This is a genomic window from Lentibacillus sp. Marseille-P4043, assembly GCF_900258515.1.
GTDB lineage: Bacteria > Bacillota > Bacilli > Bacillales > Amphibacillaceae > Lentibacillus_C.
Genome location: NZ_LT984884.1, coordinates 3,755,540 through 3,772,892, shown reverse-complemented (window position 1 = coordinate 3,772,892; position 17,353 = coordinate 3,755,540). Strand labels below are relative to the sequence as shown.

At 38.6% G+C, this 17,353-nt stretch carries 16 protein-coding genes and 1 pseudogene; 12 read left to right on the top strand and 5 right to left on the bottom strand.

What is annotated here, in order from left to right; genetic code table 11:
* The first annotated feature begins 267 nt into the window (after window positions 1-267).
* The 3 genes from C8270_RS18770 to C8270_RS18760 all read left to right on the top strand — a co-directional run bounded on the left by C8270_RS18770 (window position 268) and on the right by C8270_RS18760 (window position 1,871).
* A complete protein-coding gene (locus tag C8270_RS18770) occupies window positions 268-750 on the top strand; it encodes a DUF2975 domain-containing protein (protein ID WP_106498303.1) in 483 nt (160 codons plus the stop codon).
* 10 nt (window positions 751-760) lie between these two features.
* Complete coding sequence (locus tag C8270_RS18765; RefSeq protein WP_106498302.1) at window positions 761-976, top strand: helix-turn-helix domain-containing protein; 216 nt, start codon at window positions 761-763, stop codon at window positions 974-976.
* A 112-nt stretch (window positions 977-1,088) separates the two neighbouring features.
* Entirely contained in the window at window positions 1,089-1,871 is a 783-nt protein-coding gene (locus C8270_RS18760; protein ID WP_106498601.1) for a DUF817 domain-containing protein, read from the top strand.
* Window positions 1,872-1,988: 117 nt separating this feature from the next.
* Here C8270_RS18760 and C8270_RS18755 read toward each other — a convergent pair whose 3' ends face one another.
* The 4 genes from C8270_RS18755 to C8270_RS18735 all read right to left on the bottom strand — a co-directional run bounded on the left by C8270_RS18755 (window position 1,989) and on the right by C8270_RS18735 (window position 7,140).
* Window positions 1,989-2,177: an anti-repressor SinI family protein gene (locus C8270_RS18755; RefSeq protein ID WP_106498301.1), complete on the bottom strand. Its 189-nt coding sequence runs from the start codon at window positions 2,175-2,177 to the stop codon at window positions 1,989-1,991.
* A gap of 264 nt (window positions 2,178-2,441) precedes the next feature.
* Window positions 2,442-3,974, bottom strand: a complete 1,533-nt coding sequence (locus tag C8270_RS18750) for an alpha/beta hydrolase (protein WP_158701785.1) — start codon at window positions 3,972-3,974, stop codon at window positions 2,442-2,444.
* Between the two features lie 503 nt (window positions 3,975-4,477).
* Window positions 4,478-5,320, bottom strand: a complete 843-nt coding sequence (locus C8270_RS18745; protein ID WP_106498299.1) for an aldo/keto reductase — start codon at window positions 5,318-5,320, stop codon at window positions 4,478-4,480.
* Between the two features lie 251 nt (window positions 5,321-5,571).
* Window positions 5,572-7,140, bottom strand: a complete 1,569-nt coding sequence (locus tag C8270_RS18735; RefSeq protein ID WP_106498297.1) for an MFS transporter — start codon at window positions 7,138-7,140, stop codon at window positions 5,572-5,574.
* Between the two features lie 220 nt (window positions 7,141-7,360).
* Here C8270_RS18735 and C8270_RS18730 point away from each other — a divergent pair, with 220 nt between their 5' ends.
* The 5 genes and pseudogenes from C8270_RS18730 (at window position 7,361) to C8270_RS18710 (ending at window position 12,854) form a co-directional block, all read left to right on the top strand.
* On the top strand, window positions 7,361-8,311 hold the full coding sequence (locus C8270_RS18730) for a cation diffusion facilitator family transporter (protein WP_106498296.1): 951 nt from the start codon (window positions 7,361-7,363) through the stop codon (window positions 8,309-8,311).
* Between the two features lie 157 nt (window positions 8,312-8,468).
* Window positions 8,469-9,101, top strand: coding sequence for a DUF421 domain-containing protein (locus C8270_RS18725; protein WP_106498295.1), 633 nt, complete (start codon window positions 8,469-8,471; stop codon window positions 9,099-9,101).
* A 254-nt stretch (window positions 9,102-9,355) separates the two neighbouring features.
* Complete coding sequence (locus C8270_RS18720; RefSeq protein WP_106498294.1) at window positions 9,356-10,810, top strand: SulP family inorganic anion transporter; 1,455 nt, start codon at window positions 9,356-9,358, stop codon at window positions 10,808-10,810.
* A gap of 117 nt (window positions 10,811-10,927) precedes the next feature.
* Window positions 10,928-11,344 carry a universal stress protein gene (locus C8270_RS18715; RefSeq protein ID WP_106498293.1) on the top strand — a complete coding sequence of 139 codons (417 nt, stop codon included), beginning with the start codon at window positions 10,928-10,930 and terminating at the stop codon, window positions 11,342-11,344.
* Between the two features lie 398 nt (window positions 11,345-11,742).
* Window positions 11,743-12,854, top strand: a pseudogene (locus C8270_RS18710) (IS4 family transposase).
* Between the two features lie 346 nt (window positions 12,855-13,200).
* Here C8270_RS18710 and C8270_RS20330 read toward each other — a convergent pair.
* Window positions 13,201-13,359: a hypothetical protein gene (locus C8270_RS20330; RefSeq protein ID WP_199794701.1), complete on the bottom strand. Its 159-nt coding sequence runs from the start codon at window positions 13,357-13,359 to the stop codon at window positions 13,201-13,203.
* Window positions 13,360-13,521: 162 nt separating this feature from the next.
* On the opposite strand from C8270_RS20330, the gene C8270_RS18705 reads away from it, so the two are divergent.
* The 4 genes from C8270_RS18705 (at window position 13,522) to C8270_RS18690 (ending at window position 17,159) form a co-directional block, all read left to right on the top strand.
* Window positions 13,522-13,737 (top strand): DUF6366 family protein, encoded by a 216-nt coding sequence (locus tag C8270_RS18705; RefSeq protein ID WP_106498292.1) that lies wholly within the window; start codon window positions 13,522-13,524, stop codon window positions 13,735-13,737.
* Window positions 13,738-13,887: 150 nt separating this feature from the next.
* Window positions 13,888-14,808, top strand: coding sequence for a manganese-dependent inorganic pyrophosphatase (locus tag C8270_RS18700; protein WP_106498291.1), 921 nt, complete (start codon window positions 13,888-13,890; stop codon window positions 14,806-14,808).
* A gap of 322 nt (window positions 14,809-15,130) precedes the next feature.
* Entirely contained in the window at window positions 15,131-15,508 is a 378-nt protein-coding gene (locus C8270_RS18695; RefSeq protein WP_106498290.1) for a VOC family protein, read from the top strand.
* Window positions 15,509-15,674: 166 nt separating this feature from the next.
* On the top strand, window positions 15,675-17,159 hold the full coding sequence (locus tag C8270_RS18690) for a glycine betaine uptake BCCT transporter (protein WP_106498289.1): 1,485 nt from the start codon (window positions 15,675-15,677) through the stop codon (window positions 17,157-17,159).
* Window positions 17,160-17,353 lie beyond the last annotated feature (194 nt).

The window sequence follows — 17,353 nt, the reverse complement described above, 5'->3', positions numbered from 1 at the left end:
ATATAGAGCATGTATCCTTTTTTAATTGACTGAAAGTAGCTTACGCAGATGTTTGCAAAAGTTATTGTAGATGACCATGATAACAATGTTCACTTTGCTTATTGTTAAAAAGCATTTCCTTATAAAGGGGAATGCTTTTTATCTTGTCTAAAATTTAAAAGATAATCCTGTAACAATAATAACATAAATAAAATCAATAATTATTTATTGTAAAACAATAAATATCGTGTTAAAATCAAATCATAATATATTGGTGAGGTGCTTTTTATGAAACGAGGATCAACACTTTTCTTAAAAATAGCTGTTATTCTTATTGGAATACCGATTCTTGCTTTGTGCATATTTGTAGTACCTGAGATAGCGAATTATGCCCAAGAATTGTATCCAGATATTGCTTCTATAAACTATCTTGTTTTAATCGTTATGTATGGGGCGGCAATACCGTTTTATATTGCCCTGTATCAAGCTTTTAAACTTTTAAGCTATATTGATAAGAACAAAGCTTTCTCAGATTTATCTGTAGGAGCGTTAAAGAAGATAAAATACTGTGCAATCACAATTAGTATTTTATATGTGGTAGGCATGCCGCTTTTTTATCTTTTGGCAGAGAGAGACGACGCGCCAGGCATCATCGTAATCGGAATGGTTATTATTTTTGCTTCCATGGTGATTGCGGTCTTTGCTGCAGTTCTTCAAAGGCTTTTAAAAGAGGCAATAGATATCAAATCAGAAAATGATTTAACGGTCTGAGGTGAAAAGAATGGCGATTATAATCAATATTGATGTGATGCTGGCTAAAAGGAAAATGAGCGTTACCGAACTTTCGGAGCGGGTTGGAATAACAATGGCTAACCTTTCTGTATTGAAAAATGGCAAGGCAAAGGCGATTCGATTATCAACTTTAGAGGCGATTTGTAAAGCGTTGGAATGTCAGCCTGGAGATCTTTTAGAATACCGAAGTGATGAAGATACCTAAAATTAATAGAGTGGAAATACCCTTTACGAAAAAAACTGCACAGGAGAGGAGATACCTCATGAATTTAACCATTCAAAATAATTATCAGAAAAAAACTTTGAAGGCACAAATCATGAGAGCAGTAAAACAGCTTGTTCGCTTTGGGTGGGAGCAGGCTTTATCATGTTTGTTTCCTGTCGTTATTTTTGTCTCTTTGGCCTTAACAAAGTTCATATCACTTCCTCTTCTGCCACGGTATGACTGGCTGCTCATCATTTTCCTTCTAATGCAGGTCTGGATGGTGCGATCTGGGCTTGAAACACGGGATGAACTAAAGGTGATCACATTGTTCCACCTTATCGGACTTGCGCTTGAACTTTTCAAGGTACATATGGGCTCATGGTCTTATCCGGGGGAGGGATATACCAAAGTTTTCGGCGTACCTTTGTATAGCGGCTTCATGTATGCAAGTGTAGCAAGTTATCTGTGCCAGGCATGGAGGCGATTAAAGGTTGAACTGGTAAAATGGCCACCGTTTTTGGCAGTTGTCCCTCTTGCAGCTGCGATTTATTTGAATTTTTTTACCCACCATTATTGGATTGACGTCCGTTGGTGGTTGTTCGGGCTTGTTATTATCGTTTTTTGGCAATCATGGGTAACTTATGAGGTAAATGGAAAGCGTTACCGTATGCCACTCGCATTTTCTTTTGTGCTTATCGGATTTTTTATCTGGATAGCTGAAAATATCGCAACGTTCTTTGGGGCTTGGGAGTATCCATACCAAACCAAGGCATGGAGTCTCGTTCATCTAGGAAAGGTGAGTTCATGGCTCTTATTAGTGATTGTTAGCTTTCTTATTGTAGCAACGTTAAAGCAGGTTAAGGGAAAAGATCCCACAGATTCTCCTAGCGAATAACATTCAATTCCAAATAGGAAAAATAGCAAAACGGCATGTCCATTATAACGTTAAGAGGTGACTGCTGTATTCGGAAAGTTCGGGGAGTGAAGGTATTATCCAAAAAGATAATACCTTCTAAATGATCGTTTTCTCATGCATGTTTACGTTTCTGTACAACGTTGGCAGTGTTTTTTTGTCGGCAGCATCTCGCTTGTTTTTTTCAAAAAAATCCATGACTTCTTCCGGGCTCAAGCCGGAATTCCTTGCTTCTCGTATTAATTCCACCCACTCCGGGTCAAAACTTTGATTGTTTAGATAACCCATTTTCCCCCTCCATGTACAATTTGTAATTTAGGCATATCGGCCGTCATTACGTGATTGTGCTGCTCTACGTCTCCTTTTCATAAAGAGTACTTTCTATCTGAATATTCTATAACGCATTATAACACGCTGACCGTTACACCATCATTACACATCATTACACACAGCAGTAGCTATAGCTAAAATAAAAGCGCTGTTCCCTTTACGGAAACAGCGCTGTCGAAAGTTAAAATATCTGGTTGTCTCAAGTTCAAAGCACACCACTTCTCAAGCCATCCGACCTTCTAAACGATCCAGACGTTCCTGCAGTGTATATGCATCATTATGGTATTTTAGAGCAATTTTTAGGTAATGGACCGCATTTTGTACATCGTTTTGTTTTTCATACAGATCAACGAGAAAAAGCGCCATGTCAGCCCATTCATTTTCTATCCCTGTACGTTGGTCAAGAAACCAGTCTTCAAAAAATCCCGGAATGATATTTTCCTTTTCCTCGCGCAATAATCGTTTATACTCGTCTGTTTTCTCTGTGATCGATTCCAGGCGATGGGCCATTTTGACAGCTTTCCGATAATGAAGCAGATCTGATTGTACTTTTGCTTGCAGAAAAACATGCTCTCGTTCCGTCACCAGTAAGTGCGTCTTTTTTTCGGTAGTGTTTACTGTCAATAATTGTTTTAAATGATGCAATGACACTCTCAACCTGTTCTTCGCCGTTTCCAAATCCACTTCAGGCCAGAATACATCGCAAAGCTCCTCGCGTGTCGTGGATGGTTGCAAAACGAGATACGCGAGAAGTTGTTTTGCTTTTCGTTGTCCCCATCCTTTAAGAATTCTTTCTCCATTAATATGGGCATTGAATCCGTTCATCATATTGACCTGTAGATTATTTACAGGTGAGGCAGAATTCTGCGTTTTTTGAAGGATGCCTCTAATTTCTGTATACATCTCTGCTGTCAAACTTTCCTGGTAGTTATCGTCGTATGTATTCGTCCACTTGTCCTGATCGTTTTTTTGAATAAAGTTGTGGATCCATTGTGTCATGACCTGTGGTTGATCCATCTGAATCATGAACGAGGCATCTGGAACGGTATAGTGTCGGGCATTGGTGTTGAAATTCAAACTGGCACTGCTCAATTCGGGTGGGAACATTGCATCTTCCGCACCGGACAACAGTAGAATGGGTACTGTAATTTGACGCAACCGCTCGATTCCAGATTTAAGGTTGTCGATATGAAATATGTCAAAGTAAACAGCGGGTGATACTTTCTTAAAGGCATTCATCAAGATGTATTTCTTTTCTTCTGTGGGGAGGTGGAATGCATTATTTTTTAATTGTTCACCGAGATTTATCATTGTTTGTTGCCCTATTACAGCTTTTTTGCGTTCGTCTGTCACTTTATTGCCGAGATTTTTTGGGTAATGCAATGGGACACTCATCAATACAAGTGATTTTAAGCCCGGTGCTTTTTCCGATGCCAAATAGACACCCGAAAATCCGCCCAATCCGTGACCGATAATGTGATACGACTTAATGTCTAGTTCGGTAAGGAGCAGTAACAGATCATCACGCAGCAAATTCATTGTTCCCACACCACTTCCTGCATCACTTGCTCCGTGGCCACGGAGATCATACCGCATGATGTGATAGTTCTTGCGCAAGTATGGTACCGCATAATCCCACGAGTAAATATCCAGTCCCAGCCCGTGGATCAAAATGACTGTATCTTCTGCATCGGGTTTGTCTGATTCCATCCACTCATAATGAATGGTTAATAAGTCATGTTTTATGCTAGCCAAAATAATCACCCTCATTATTTTTATTCTTTTTTTATATCTGGGTTGTTCTATGTTTATGCGCTATAAATGTAGGATTTCTAATTGATGTGGAATCGGTTCAGTGGAACGAACGTTGTGACATTATGTGGGAAAATTCTATCGCTTATGAACCATGATCTATTATCTATATTTTTTCACAAATAAATCTGAGTTGTCAAATAATAGATTGATAGGAAGTATTGCATCAATGCCAATATTTCCACATGAAGGGAAACCGCGCATAATTCAATAACATGGGTAAACACCGTAGATAGATATGAAAAATTTTAATGACTACCTTATTGATCTTTCTAGGAGGCGATAAATTAGGAAAATACTTAGTGATTTAGCAAACTATCTATTATGCGATTTCGGTAATAATTAAAATAAAATAACTACCCCAGCGTTGGAGTAGTTATTTTATTAATTAAACAGCCACCAGCACGAGCGAGGGTAGAAAGTATAACTATCAGTGATGGAATCGTTTAAAATTCTTCATAAGTAGCTGGATCCTGATCGTTTGTCCGGCCATCCGGATGCGTTAATTCTGAAATAGCGCCCATTTCGGTTTCATTTAAAGCAAAATCAAAAATGGATATATTTTCAAGCTGGCGTTTAGGGGAAGCAGATTTCGGGATTGAAATTGCTCCAAGCTGATAATGCCAACGTAAAATAATTTGGGAAATCGTCTTATGATGATGATTGGCTATCTTGTTAATTGTTTCATTTTGGAAAACTGTATTTGCTTTGGCTAATGGACTCCAGGATTCTGTTTTAACGTTATGTTCATGGTGCCATTTTCTTTGTTGCTCTTGGTTGAAAAATGGATGTAGTTCTATTTGATTGATGCTTGGAATAACACCGGTTTCCTTTTCTAATCGCTCCATATGTTCAGGGAGAAAATTACAGACACCAATAGAGCGAATTAATCCCCATTTTTTAGCATCGATCAATGCTTGCCAGGCATCGACATAGTTATCCTGCTTCGGGTTAGGCCAATGAATAAGGTACAAGTCATAATAATGAAGGCCAGCGCGAAATAAGGACTCTTGAATGGCAGTAATCGCTTTATCATAGGATTGATATCGCCCTGGTAATTTGGATGTAATTTTTAAATTTTCCCTTGGAACAGAACTGCGCCGAACCGCTTCCCCTACAGTTCCCTCATTTTCATAATTGTAGGCAGTATCAATTAGCCGGTAACCTAAGTCAATTGCACTATTAATAGCATTAGCTCCTGCATTTCCATTAAGTCGGTATGTACCTAAACCTATAACAGGTAACGTAACACCATCATTTAGTGTGATTTCTGGAATTTCTGTATGCATAAATGATCGCTCCTCTCTTGATTATCACTAGCGTTGCATAAATTTTTTGAAAAGTCAAAGCAGAATCAAAGGTGGCTCTGTCCATTTGGTGAAATGATACAATTGATTGATTCTGCTGTAACTGAAAAGGAACATACTTTACAAATGATAGCGTTTTCGGGGTGAAAATGAGTGGGAGATGGGACGTAGGGACGGCTTGAGCCGAACTATTGTCCCATCTTATGCTTCTCTCCGTAGCAAGAGAGCTGCAATTATTCATTTTCTTGGGAATCCTTGTTAAACTGTTTTCGGAAACTTAGTGCAATGATAATCATTAACAGGGACATAACAGCGACAAATAAATAGATTGGCTGGTATGCTGCATGCGCAGCCTCGCTAAATGCGTCATGTAAGGCTTCTCTGACTTCTGGTACTGGTATTTGGTTGATTTTTGATTCGATGTTGCTATATCCGCCAGATTGGATTTGCTTCATAGCTTCATCCGGAATGTTGCTTGCATCAATATGGTGTTCACTTAAATTTTTTGGAATCAAGGTCCCAAGTTTGCTAAATCCTTGCTGAATAAAGCTTGCGAATATAGTAGGTGCAATGGTGAGCCCTATTTGCCGTGCTACAGACAATGTACCAATGGCTGTTCCTTTTTGGGCACCTGCCGCATTAGACGTCAAGACGGTTAGTGGCGCACCTAGTACGAACCCAAATCCAATTCCGGCGATGACGGTGAATAAAATAAATGTCAGTTTTGTATCTGTGAAAAATGCCAGCCCGCCGAATCCGATAAACGAAACGATTCCGGCAAAGATAATGGTATTGACTGGGCCTCTTTTATCGACAAAATAACCACCTCCGCTAGCCCCGATTCCGGAAGCGAGTGCCAATGGTGTCATCCAATAACCTGATTTAGCAGCGGAAATGTTGAGTATTTGCTCTGCAAAAGACGGGATAAAAATGACCGAGCCAATGAATGTACCTGACATCAGTGCCATAATCATGGTCATTGAATAAGTTGGCTTGCGCAGCATGGAGTATGGCAAAATAGGATCCACATTTCCTTGCTCCCGCTTTTTTTCCAGTAGCAACAGGATGGAAAAGATGGCCACACCAAGGAGCAAAAGGCCAAGTACACCCCAACCGAGAAAACTGTCCAGCAGGTTTCCGGTTCCCAAATTATTCACAGCAAACATAACACTCAGAATGGATAAGGATAAAAGGGTAATCCCAAGAAAGTCAATTTTGGACATAACCGTTTCTTTGGTTTCTTGCAATGAGGTCCATCCAAATACTAGTAGGATAATCCCAATTGGCACGTTAATAAGAAACAGCCAATGCCAGCTTCCGGTCCAGTCGATCAGGAAACTGCCGATATTTGGCCCAATGACCGAAGCAATTCCATTCATTGCCCCCAATAACCCTAGCATGCTTCCTTGGCGATTTTTGACAAAAGTGCTGATAACATGTGAACTGGCAATGATAAAAATCCCGCCACCACCAAATGATTGGAATAACCGTGAAGCTAGAAAGAAAGTATAGTTCGGACTTAGTGCCACTCCTAGTGAACCAATAGTGAAGATTGCGATCTCAATAAGAAATAATTTTTTTCGGCCGAATCGGTCAGCAAGTTTTCCTACAATTGGAGTAGTAACAGCTAAACCAAGTGTATACAAGGTTATCCCCCATGAACCAATTGTTGCCGATACATGAAAGGATGAATTAATGGTAGTCAAAGCAGCACTGATGATGCCGTTGTCGAGTGCTGCCATGAAAACACCAATTAGCAGGATAATAAAGGATAAATTTATTTTGGTTTGATCATTATTCATTTTGGTTATCTCCCCTTGTAAAAAACTCACAGTAGGTTTAAGTATAACAAAACTGGTTGAAAAAATAATGTAGCATGTCATAAATGTTTTAGCTGAGATCCAGGGTTCATGCAGATTTGAACGGTTCATCTTGTTTAGCAACGTTCAAATTTCATTCCATGCATATAATCGGTAGTTCTTCAAAACATAATGACAATAAGACGATGCAGGAGGACGACCGATGCGTTTTATCGAATTGATAAAAAAAGGAAATGTTTCTTCAGGACTCGCGGCAATTGGTAATGCAGTTATTGCCGCAGCAAAATTAATCGTTGCAGTTATCAGTGGTAATGGAACGATGTTTGCGACAGGTATGCATTCATTGGCGGATACGGTTAACCAGGCATTTGTCTTTTTTGGCAGTGTACTGGCAGAGATGAAGCCATCAAAACGATTTCCAACTGGTTTTGGGCGAGTTATTAATATCTTTTGCATGGTTGCAGTTATCGTTGTAACGGTAATGGCATATGAAACGATCAAATCTGGCTGGGAATCATTCCGTCATCCGGAAGCGACTGGTGATTTTTGGCTTAATTTAATTGTTCTTATTGGCGCTATTATTATTGATGGTCTCGTTTTTATTAAGTCGATGAAAGAAATATCCCGTGAATCAGGTAGCGATCAAAGTGGTAATTTGTTTATTTCAGCTTTTAAAAGTGCTTCCAAGGCGGCACCGGCCACAAGACTTGTATTTTATGAAGATTTGGTTGCGACAACTGGTTCAGCGCTTGCTATCATCGGGATTGTACTTGGACAGTATTTCGATATTTTGAAAGCGGATGGAATCATTTCGATGTTAATTGGCGTGCTGATGCTTTTCGTTGCTTATCGAGTTGGTTATGACAATATGGTTGGCTTGATTGGGGTATCTGCCCCTGCTGAAGTCGAAAAGAAAATTGCAGAAGTATTATTAGAAAATGAATCAGTCGTTGACATTTATAAAATGCGGGTACTACAAGAAGGGCGATCCTATCATGTTGAAACAACGGTTGAGTTAAAGAAAGGACTCTCGCTTGCGGAAGCAGACGATATCAAGTTCGATTTAACAGACAAGTTGCTCCGATCGCCGGAAGTTGCCGACGTTGTATTAGGGATTATTGAAGATAATGAACAGAAGTCCTGGCAGCAGTAGACCCTAAGCGTGCACCCGGTCCAAGGATACGTGAACTCGGGCGGAAAAGTCGCCGGAAGAAAGCGGAAAGTCGCCGGACGAAAGCGAACCACAATAAGAATAAAATCTGAGGTACCAACGCAGGCTAATAATAACGAATGAAAGGGAGCCAAAATTTATGGATCTAGATGTAATATGGAAAGCTGTTCTTATTGTAATTGTTGGGACATTTCTGTTGCGCATTGGTGGCAGAAAGTCCATTTCACAAATGACATTGCCACAAACGGTGATTATGATTGCGATTGGATCATTGCTTATTCAACCTGTGTCAGGTAAAAATATTTGGGTTACGTTCGCTGTTGGTGGCATACTCGTGTTGACATTGATTGGCTTTGAGTATGCTCAATTAAAATTTGATGGTGCTGAAAAACTTGTTACCGGTAATGCAAAAGTTGTGATTAATAATGGAACGTTAAACGAAAATAATTTACGTAAATTGCGATTAACGGTTGATCAATTAGAAATAAAATTACGGCAAAAAAATGTGACGAAAATCAGTGATGTGAAATGGGCGACATTGGAACCAAATGGCCAAATAGGTTTCACACTAAAACAGGAAGCACAGCCAGTTACGAAAAAGGAATTCCAAAAATTAACGACAGACATGCAAACATTGCAGCAAACGATAAATCAACTTGTTGCGAATCCTCCTTTGTATAGTCCGCCATCAAGTAATTCAAATAAGGAAGGCTTATTTACCGAAGTGGAAACCAATCAACACGAAAATCCACCACCAAAACATTTACAATAGCATTATTAAATCCTCTGAACGACCCGAGATTAACGAGACTCGGGTTTTTTGCTGTCCTAAAAATACCAGTTAAAAAACACTGTAATTCTACACCTAGTCAAAATTGTACAAAAATCAAAGGAAATAAAAGCATTCATAAATAGACCGCGCTTACATCGGGTTTTGTGATCATTTCCACGTGTGGTATGATTCAATGGTTATTAACGGTACAAGCTTTTTGGAAAGCTTAATATAATAAAGGAAGAGGTAGAGAATTGAAGGTAGAAACATTAAAAAAAGAATGGTTTGGTAATATCAAAGGGGATATCCTTGCTGGAATGGTTGTGGCACTTGCGCTAATTCCTGAGGCAATTGCTTTTTCTATTATCGCTGGAGTGGATCCGATGGTTGGGCTCTATGCGTCATTCTGTATCGCTGTAGTAATCTCCATTACAGGTGGACGACAGGGAATGATTTCAGCGGCAACAGGGTCGACGGCATTATTAATGGTAACGCTTATTGCGGAACACGGCTTGCAATATTTGTTAGCGGCGACGATCTTAACAGGAATTATTCAAATTTTATTTGGCGTATTTAAGCTTGCTCGTGTCATGAAATTTGTACCGCGCTCCGTAATGGTTGGATTTGTTAATGCATTGGCGATCATGATTTTTATGGCGCAATTGGAGCATTTTGTTGGAGAAACATGGATCATGTATGCACTTGTTGGATTAACTTTAGCTATTATCTATTTATTTCCTAAGATAACAAAGGCAGTTCCATCCACACTTGTAGCTATTGTTATTGTCACTACGATCGCTATTTTTGGCAATATCGATACAAAAACGGTAGGGGATTTAGGGAATCTCACACAGCAATTGCCTGTTTTTTTACTTCCATCGATCCCATTAACATTTGAAACATTCATGATTATCTTTCCGTACTCATTAGCAATTGCTATTGTTGGTTTGCTGGAAACATTATTAACTGCCAACATTGTTGATGATATGACGGACACAGAAAGTAATAAAGATAAAGAAAGCCGTGGACAAGGTATTGCAAATATCGTTTCCGGATTTTTTGGCGGGATGGCTGGTTGTGCAATGATTGGACAATCTGTTATCAATATTAAATCAGGTGGACGGGGCAGATTATCCACATTTGTTGCCGGTGTGTTTTTGATGTTTTTGATCATTGTATTGGGTAGTTTGGTTGTACAGATTCCGATGGCAGCTTTAGTAGGCGTCATGTTCATGGTGTCGATTGGAACTTTTGATTGGACGTCATTGAAAAGCCTGCATAAAATTCCTAAAACGGATGCTGGTGTTATGGTTACAACGGTTGTTATCGTTTTGGTTACAGACAATTTATCAATCGGTGTTCTTGCTGGTGTGTTATTAAGTGCAATCTTTTTTGCAGCCAAAATTTCCAAAGTAAAGGTTACGGATGAGCTTAATGGAACGAAACGTGTTTATCATGTACAAGGACAGCTATTCTTTGCATCGGTAAATGATTTACCAAAAAAATTCAACTACACAGACACCGTCCAGGAAGTAGAAATTGATCTAGCCCATGCCCATCTATGGGATGACTCAGCAATTGAGGCACTAGATAAAATCGAGATGAAATTTGAACAACATCATATCCGAGTTGAATATACCGGATTAAATGAAGAAAGCAAACAATTGAAAAACCGAATCGGCGGACTATCGAAAGCATCCGGACACTAAAATAGGTGGGACATGGGGACAGGTTAGTTGTCCCAGGCGCCATCCCCGTCAAATGGGATTTTCGGGGTGGGACAACTAACCTGTCCCCATGTCCCGGAAAGTAAATGAGGTGAGCATTTGTTTAAACGGATTGTGTTGGCAACGGATGGATCGGAACATTCTATTCGTTCAACCAAATATGCGATTGAGCTTGCGGAAAAATTTAGTGGCTCGATTGAGGTTGTCTATGTTATTGATGGGCAAACGGCCAAGGCTGATGTATTGCATAGTGGTGATAAATTTAAAATCGAACAAAAAAGGCGGGAGAAAATGAAACCCGTTGTTGACTTGCTGGAAGATGCGAAAATAACGTATAAGGTTCATCTGTTACATGGAGAGCCTGGACCGGAAATTGTGAACTTCGCCAATGGAAACGATTCTGACTGTGTTATCATTGGCAGCCGTGGATTAAATAATTTGCAAACGTTCATTTTGGGAAGTGTTAGTCATAAGGTAGCGAAACGGGTAGATTGTCCAGTGTTGATCGTTAAATAGAATGAAAAACTCGCATATTTATTGAAAATTTTAGAGGTGCAAACAATAAAATAGTATACCAATAAACACGTTATTTCACACTGAAATAGCGTGTTTATTTTTACCGTTATTTCAAGGTTTGTACTGATTTTAAATGTTGATTGAAAAACGAATTGATAAGCAATTTTACAGAATTAAAGTGATTACTGTTACATTTTGAAAATTGCCCGAATTAAGGTGCGATTAATTGCTAATTTTAATAATTATATAAAATTCACCACTAGCGTTGCATTAATTAAATTTAATAACAAAAAATATTGGCAATGTTCAATTTTTGGCTGTATAGACAACAAAAAATCCTTTATAATGAATAGGTCAGGTGGTTTTCCTGTCCAAATCCAATATAAAGGACCAACAATATGGACAAGAATACACCAAAATCAGCATTTGGTAAATGGTTTGCACCTATAAATACTAAAAATCTTTTTAATCAAGTTAAAAACTTAAAACAAGATAGCTATACTAAAAAACTAACGACTGAAGCCTACATTAAACTGATGCTTTATGCACAAGTACATGAAACGGAAGGGCTCCAAGCATTAAGTGACGCTTTATTGGATGCAGACTTTCAGGAAGCTGTTGGTTTTGAATCGATTAGCGCATCACAGCTTTCTCGCAAGAATAAAGAAATTGATCCATCCATACTAGCGACCCTGTTTTCCGATCTTGTGCAGCAGATACGTGGATATCACAATAAGGCCTACAAGAATTTGCCATAATTATCGATTCTAGCACCTTGCCTCTTAACCTAACCAATTATAAGTGGGCCAAGTTCCGTAAAACAAAGGCTGGTGTGAAACTACATTTACGACTCGTTTTCATGGATAAAGATACAGTCTATCCTGAGAAAGCTGAGATCACAGTGGCGAAAGAACATGATCGTAATCAGCTTGAAGTTCTCGTTGATGACAAGGAAGCCATGTACGTCTTTGATCGCGGCTATGTGGATTACGAACGATTTGACAGGATGACAGACGAAGGATACTTCTTTGCATCCAGAATAAAGAAAAATGCCGTCATTCGTGAAGTATGTTCCTTTTCCGTTCCAGCTGAATCATCGGTTCTATCTGACAGAATGGTTTACATAGGATCCACACAAAATCGGTGCGAAAACGTATTTCGTCTTCTTGAAGTGATGGATACGAAGGGAAACATCCTTCGATTAATCACGAATCGATTTGACTTGGAACCACAAGAAATTATTGATATTTATCGATCACGCTGGGCAATCGAATTATTTTTCAAATGGTTAAAGCAGCACGTGGAAATCAAACATTTTTACGGAATGAGTGAAACAGCGTTACAAAATCAAATCTATATTGCGCTCATCACCTATTGTTTGCATGTGCTCATCCAACTGGAAACGAAAAGTAAAAAATCACTGCTTCGAATTACTCGTTGGTTAAAGGCCGCGTTATGGAAACCAGCTTACATTTGGCTACATCGTTTTGAAAACAAGACAGTACCGTAATAAATGATATTGTCGTAGGTTGTATTAATTTGTATTAATTTGTATTAATTGTATAATTTTACCAGATGGACAGAGCCACCTTTAATTGGACTTTAACTTTTTGGCAAAAATTACAGAAATAATGTTTACAGAACATTCCGACTAGTTTTATGCAACGCTAGTGAAAATTCATATGATAATTGTGTTAAACTAAATATAGAGAATGTGTATTCGAAAATTTTCAAAACAATTTAGGTTGTATACTTTTTTGGGGCGGGTAGTTATCTACTGCTTTCTTGGAACGGTAGAAGCCTCCTTCACAGTCAATCCCTAAACATAAAAATAAAAAACCACTAAAAGTGGTTTTTTAGTCTCGCATTGCTCCTGCCTCGCGGGAAGTCATTGCACCTTGTCCTTCCCTTATATCTTTCTGAATTTCTCGTTTTACTTTTTCAGCATCAGTTTTGGCAAATCCTGGTTTCGTATTAGAATTCAAATTCCGTTTAGCTTGTTGATCCTTTACCATACAAGTCCTCCTTCATTTTCGTTTAGCAATCAACCCTATTATTTGCAAAAAAATATGCGATATACCCCGTGGATTTGAGCGAATTTCACTTAAGGAGGAGGATTTTCTAAATAAGGCAGTGCACCTTGTTCCGCTATTGTTTAATTTTTAGGAGGTGTTAACATGGGCATAGACAAAGAAACACCTGAAGAAAGAAGAGAGAGACTAAGGCAACAAGAGTTGAAAAACAACCCAACTGGCAATTCGAATGATTCGCTAAATAGGGATGTTAATGGAAGCCTTGTTGACTTGGTAGGTGGTTTAGGTTGGAAAGGTACAGGAATACTTATTCTTGTACTCATATTCGGGTTTATCATTTATGCCGTTTTCTTTCGATAATGAGTATTAGTGTGAAGCAAGGAAATAATTTACAGAGAACAACAATTAGGAGTAGCTAACAAGGGCAAGTGCTTTTCTAATTTGCGATGATGCCATATAATTGGTATAAAGAATAAGGATATAAATTTTCAATGTGATAGGAGAGTTACCATGGAAAGCACACTTATATTTGGACACAAAAACCCAGATACAGACACAATTACTGCAGCACTTGCTTATGCCCATTTGAAAAATGAATTAGGATTTCAAGCAGAGCCTGTTCGCTTAGGTGCGGTTAATAAAGAGACACAATATGCATTGGATTATTTTCATGTAAAAGAACCACGTTTAATTGAAACGGTTCCGGAAAATAGTGATGTGATTTTGGTTGATCATAATGAATTTCAGCAGAGTGTTGATAATATTAAAGATGCACGAATCACTGAAGTTATCGACCATCACCGTGTGGCAAATTTTGAAACAAAAGAACCATTATATTTCCGCGTAGAACCTGTTGGCTGTACAGCGACAATTTTAAAAAAAATGTACGAAGAAAATAACGTTTCGATTACCAAAGAAATTGCTGGATTACTTGTATCAGCAATTATTTCCGATTCATTACTATTGAAATCACCAACATGCACACAACAAGACGTTGACGCGGCTCGCGAATTAGCTGAAGTTGCTGGTGTTGATCTTGATAAATATGGGTTGGATATGTTGCAGGCTGGAGCTGATCTAGGCGACAAAACAATGGCCGAACTTATTTCCATGGATGCGAAGGAATTTGACATGAATGGATCAAAAGTAGAAATTGCACAAGTGAATGCGGTGGATACAAGCACAATTCTTTCCCACCAAGCAGAATTGGAAGAGGAAATTAACAAAACGATTGAAAGCAAGAACTTGGATTTATTCTTGTTCGTTGTAACTGACATTATTAACAACGATTCAGATGCATTAGCACTTGGTAAAGCCAAGGAAAATGTTGAAAAAGCATTTGACGTGAAATTGGAAAATAATCGCGCCCTATTAAAAGGTGTCGTATCACGGAAGAAGCAGATTGTTACGAATTTGACGGAAACATTTTAATGAACAATAGTTTCCTCTCGGCTAAAGGCTGGGAGGAATTTTTTTGACCTTTTTCAATCCCTATTGCACATAAAATTCCGCTCAAAACGAACGTTACACATAACGGGAAAATATGCTTGGATTGTACACTTAAACAAAAACTTTCGTAAATTGCCGAATCATGATGTAGAGCGCCAATCAATGGACTGGACAGTTATTCTGGGCCTGGTGAATCGACTAGACGTTTGTGGGATCTTTATTGCCCGTGGAAAGTAGTAGTTGTAGCTATTATTATCATAGGTTTGTTAAAATATAAATGATTATGATGAAAAGGGTGATCGTGATGATTAATAAGGTCGGAAAAATTACTGTATATGTAGAAGACCAAGAACAAGCAAAAGAGTTCTGGTTAAATAAACTAGGTTTTGTTTTAAAACTTGAACAACCGATGGGTCCCAATGCATCTTGGATAGAAGTAGGACCTAGTGATGACGAATTTACTACTCTAGTTCTTTATTCTAAGTCAGCAATGGAACAGCATGAACCCTCTAAGGTTGCGCATCCTACCATGCTTTTCAGCACAACTGATATTGAATCGGCTTATGAGAAAATGAAGCAAAATGAAGTAAAAGTAGATGAAATGTCAAAAATGCCGTTTGGTACCATGTTCAAATTTTATGATCAAGATGGAAATGAATATTTATTAAGGGAAGATAAATAAATTTGACGGAGACATTTTAATGAATCAAAAATCCCTCTTGGCTTATAGCGGAGAGGGATTTTTTTGGCTCATTTTAAACAACCCTCTTGCGCATAGAATTCTTCGTTATAGAAAAACTAACGTTACACTAATTTCTACTAACGGGAAATATGGGAAGGGGTATAACATGAAACAAGTAACTGCTGTTTTTTGGATTACATTTGCTCTTACATTGATCCTATCCTTTTGGGGCATCATTGCTCCGGTCAATTTTGAAGATATATCAAGCTCGATTATGAATTATATATCCGTTCACTTTGGCTGGTATTATTTATTGATTGTATCATTGTTCGTCGTATTTTGTTTGTACTTAATATTTAGTCCTTATGGTAAAATCAGACTTGGAAAGCAGGACGATCGACCGGAATTTAGCTATCCAACATGGTTCTCTATGTTATTTAGCGCTGGAATGGGGATTGGGCTTGTCTTTTACGGGGTTGCTTCACCTGTCTCCCACTATATAGAAACTCCTCCAACAGCAGAACCTGGTACTAGGGAGGCACTGGAGGATTCGTTGCGGATTACGTTTTTTCACTACGGTATTCATGCCTGGGCGATATATGCCGTGACTGCCTTAGTATTAGCCTATTTTATCTTCCGCCATGGCAAGCCTGGATTAATTAGTGCTGCACTTGGGCCGATTTTTGGTGAAAAGATGGATGGACCATGGGGGAAGTTAGTCGATGTTATCGCAGTATTTGCGACGATTGTTGGTGTCGCAACAACCCTTGGATTTGGTGCGACACAAATCAATGGCGGTTTTACCTATTTATTTGGGGTAGATGATGACTTTTGGGTTCAGCTCGTAATTATTTTGGTTGTGACAGTATTATTTATGCTGTCAGCCTACACAGGTCTAAGCAAGGGGATCAAATATTTAAGTAACGCTAATATGATATTAGCTGGTATTTTGTTCATTGCTGCACTAGTTCTTGGGCCTACCATGTATATTCTAAACTCATTTACCGATACGATCGGGTCGTACATTCAAAAAATACCTTCCGAAAGCTTTCGTATATCACCAAATAGTGTTGAAGAACGGCAGTGGGTAATGGACTGGACGGTTTTCTTCTGGGCCTGGTGGATCGCTTGGGCTCCGTTTGTTGGAATTTTTATTGCTCGCGTATCAAAAGGTCGGACCATTCGTGAATTTTTGTCAGGTGTTCTAATCGTTCCATCTGTAATTGGTTTCTTATGGTTTTCAGCATTTGGGATATCAGGGATTGAGGAGCAAAATAATGGAGCAGATATTGCCGGTTTGCCAGATGAACAGGCGCTTTTCGGTTTATTTGATCAATTTCCAATAAGTATGATCTTATCCATTTTAGGTATCCTGCTTATTAGCACGTTTTTTATTACTTCAGCAGATTCCGCGACTTTTGTTTTGGGGATGCAGACCACAAATGGCTCGTTATCTCCATCGACACCTGTTAAATTCGTATGGGGAATTGCACAATCGACAATAGCCGCAGTGCTTTTATATACCGGTGGCTTGCAGGCCTTGCAAAATGCGTTGATTTCAGCAGCATTGCCATTTTCATTTATCATGTTGCTGATGGTTTTCTCTTTTTATAAAGCGTTGAAAAATGAAAAACAAGGGAAGAAGTTGTAGTAAGACAGATTAATGAAAGAAAAATACACTAGACAAAAAGTGCGCTCATTTTTTCAGGGTTTATTTTTGAAAAGCAAAATCATTAACACAGGTGAAACGCAGAAGAAATCGTATCGTTTTTGTAATCAAATTAACCAAATAACTCGTAGATTAAAAAGGATTAGAGATAAAATTCTCTAGTCCTTTTGATTTAA

Coding starts and splice junctions, on each gene's coding strand:
- C8270_RS18770 (WP_106498303.1), top strand. CDS start 268: ATGAAACGAGGATCAACACTTTTCTTAAAAATAGCTGTTATTCTTATT.
- C8270_RS18745 (WP_106498299.1), bottom strand. CDS start 5,320: ATGCATACAGAAATTCCAGAAATCACACTAAATGATGGTGTTACGTTA.
- C8270_RS18690 (WP_106498289.1), top strand. CDS start 15,675: ATGAAACAAGTAACTGCTGTTTTTTGGATTACATTTGCTCTTACATTG.
- C8270_RS18735 (WP_106498297.1), bottom strand. CDS start 7,140: ATGAATAATGATCAAACCAAAATAAATTTATCCTTTATTATCCTGCTA.
- C8270_RS18765 (WP_106498302.1), top strand. CDS start 761: ATGGCGATTATAATCAATATTGATGTGATGCTGGCTAAAAGGAAAATG.
- C8270_RS18755 (WP_106498301.1), bottom strand. CDS start 2,177: ATGGGTTATCTAAACAATCAAAGTTTTGACCCGGAGTGGGTGGAATTA.
- C8270_RS18695 (WP_106498290.1), top strand. CDS start 15,131: ATGATTAATAAGGTCGGAAAAATTACTGTATATGTAGAAGACCAAGAA.
- C8270_RS20330 (WP_199794701.1), bottom strand. CDS start 13,359: ATGGTAAAGGATCAACAAGCTAAACGGAATTTGAATTCTAATACGAAA.
- C8270_RS18730 (WP_106498296.1), top strand. CDS start 7,361: ATGCGTTTTATCGAATTGATAAAAAAAGGAAATGTTTCTTCAGGACTC.
- C8270_RS18760 (WP_106498601.1), top strand. CDS start 1,089: ATGAGAGCAGTAAAACAGCTTGTTCGCTTTGGGTGGGAGCAGGCTTTA.
- C8270_RS18705 (WP_106498292.1), top strand. CDS start 13,522: ATGGGCATAGACAAAGAAACACCTGAAGAAAGAAGAGAGAGACTAAGG.
- C8270_RS18700 (WP_106498291.1), top strand. CDS start 13,888: ATGGAAAGCACACTTATATTTGGACACAAAAACCCAGATACAGACACA.
- C8270_RS18725 (WP_106498295.1), top strand. CDS start 8,469: ATGGATCTAGATGTAATATGGAAAGCTGTTCTTATTGTAATTGTTGGG.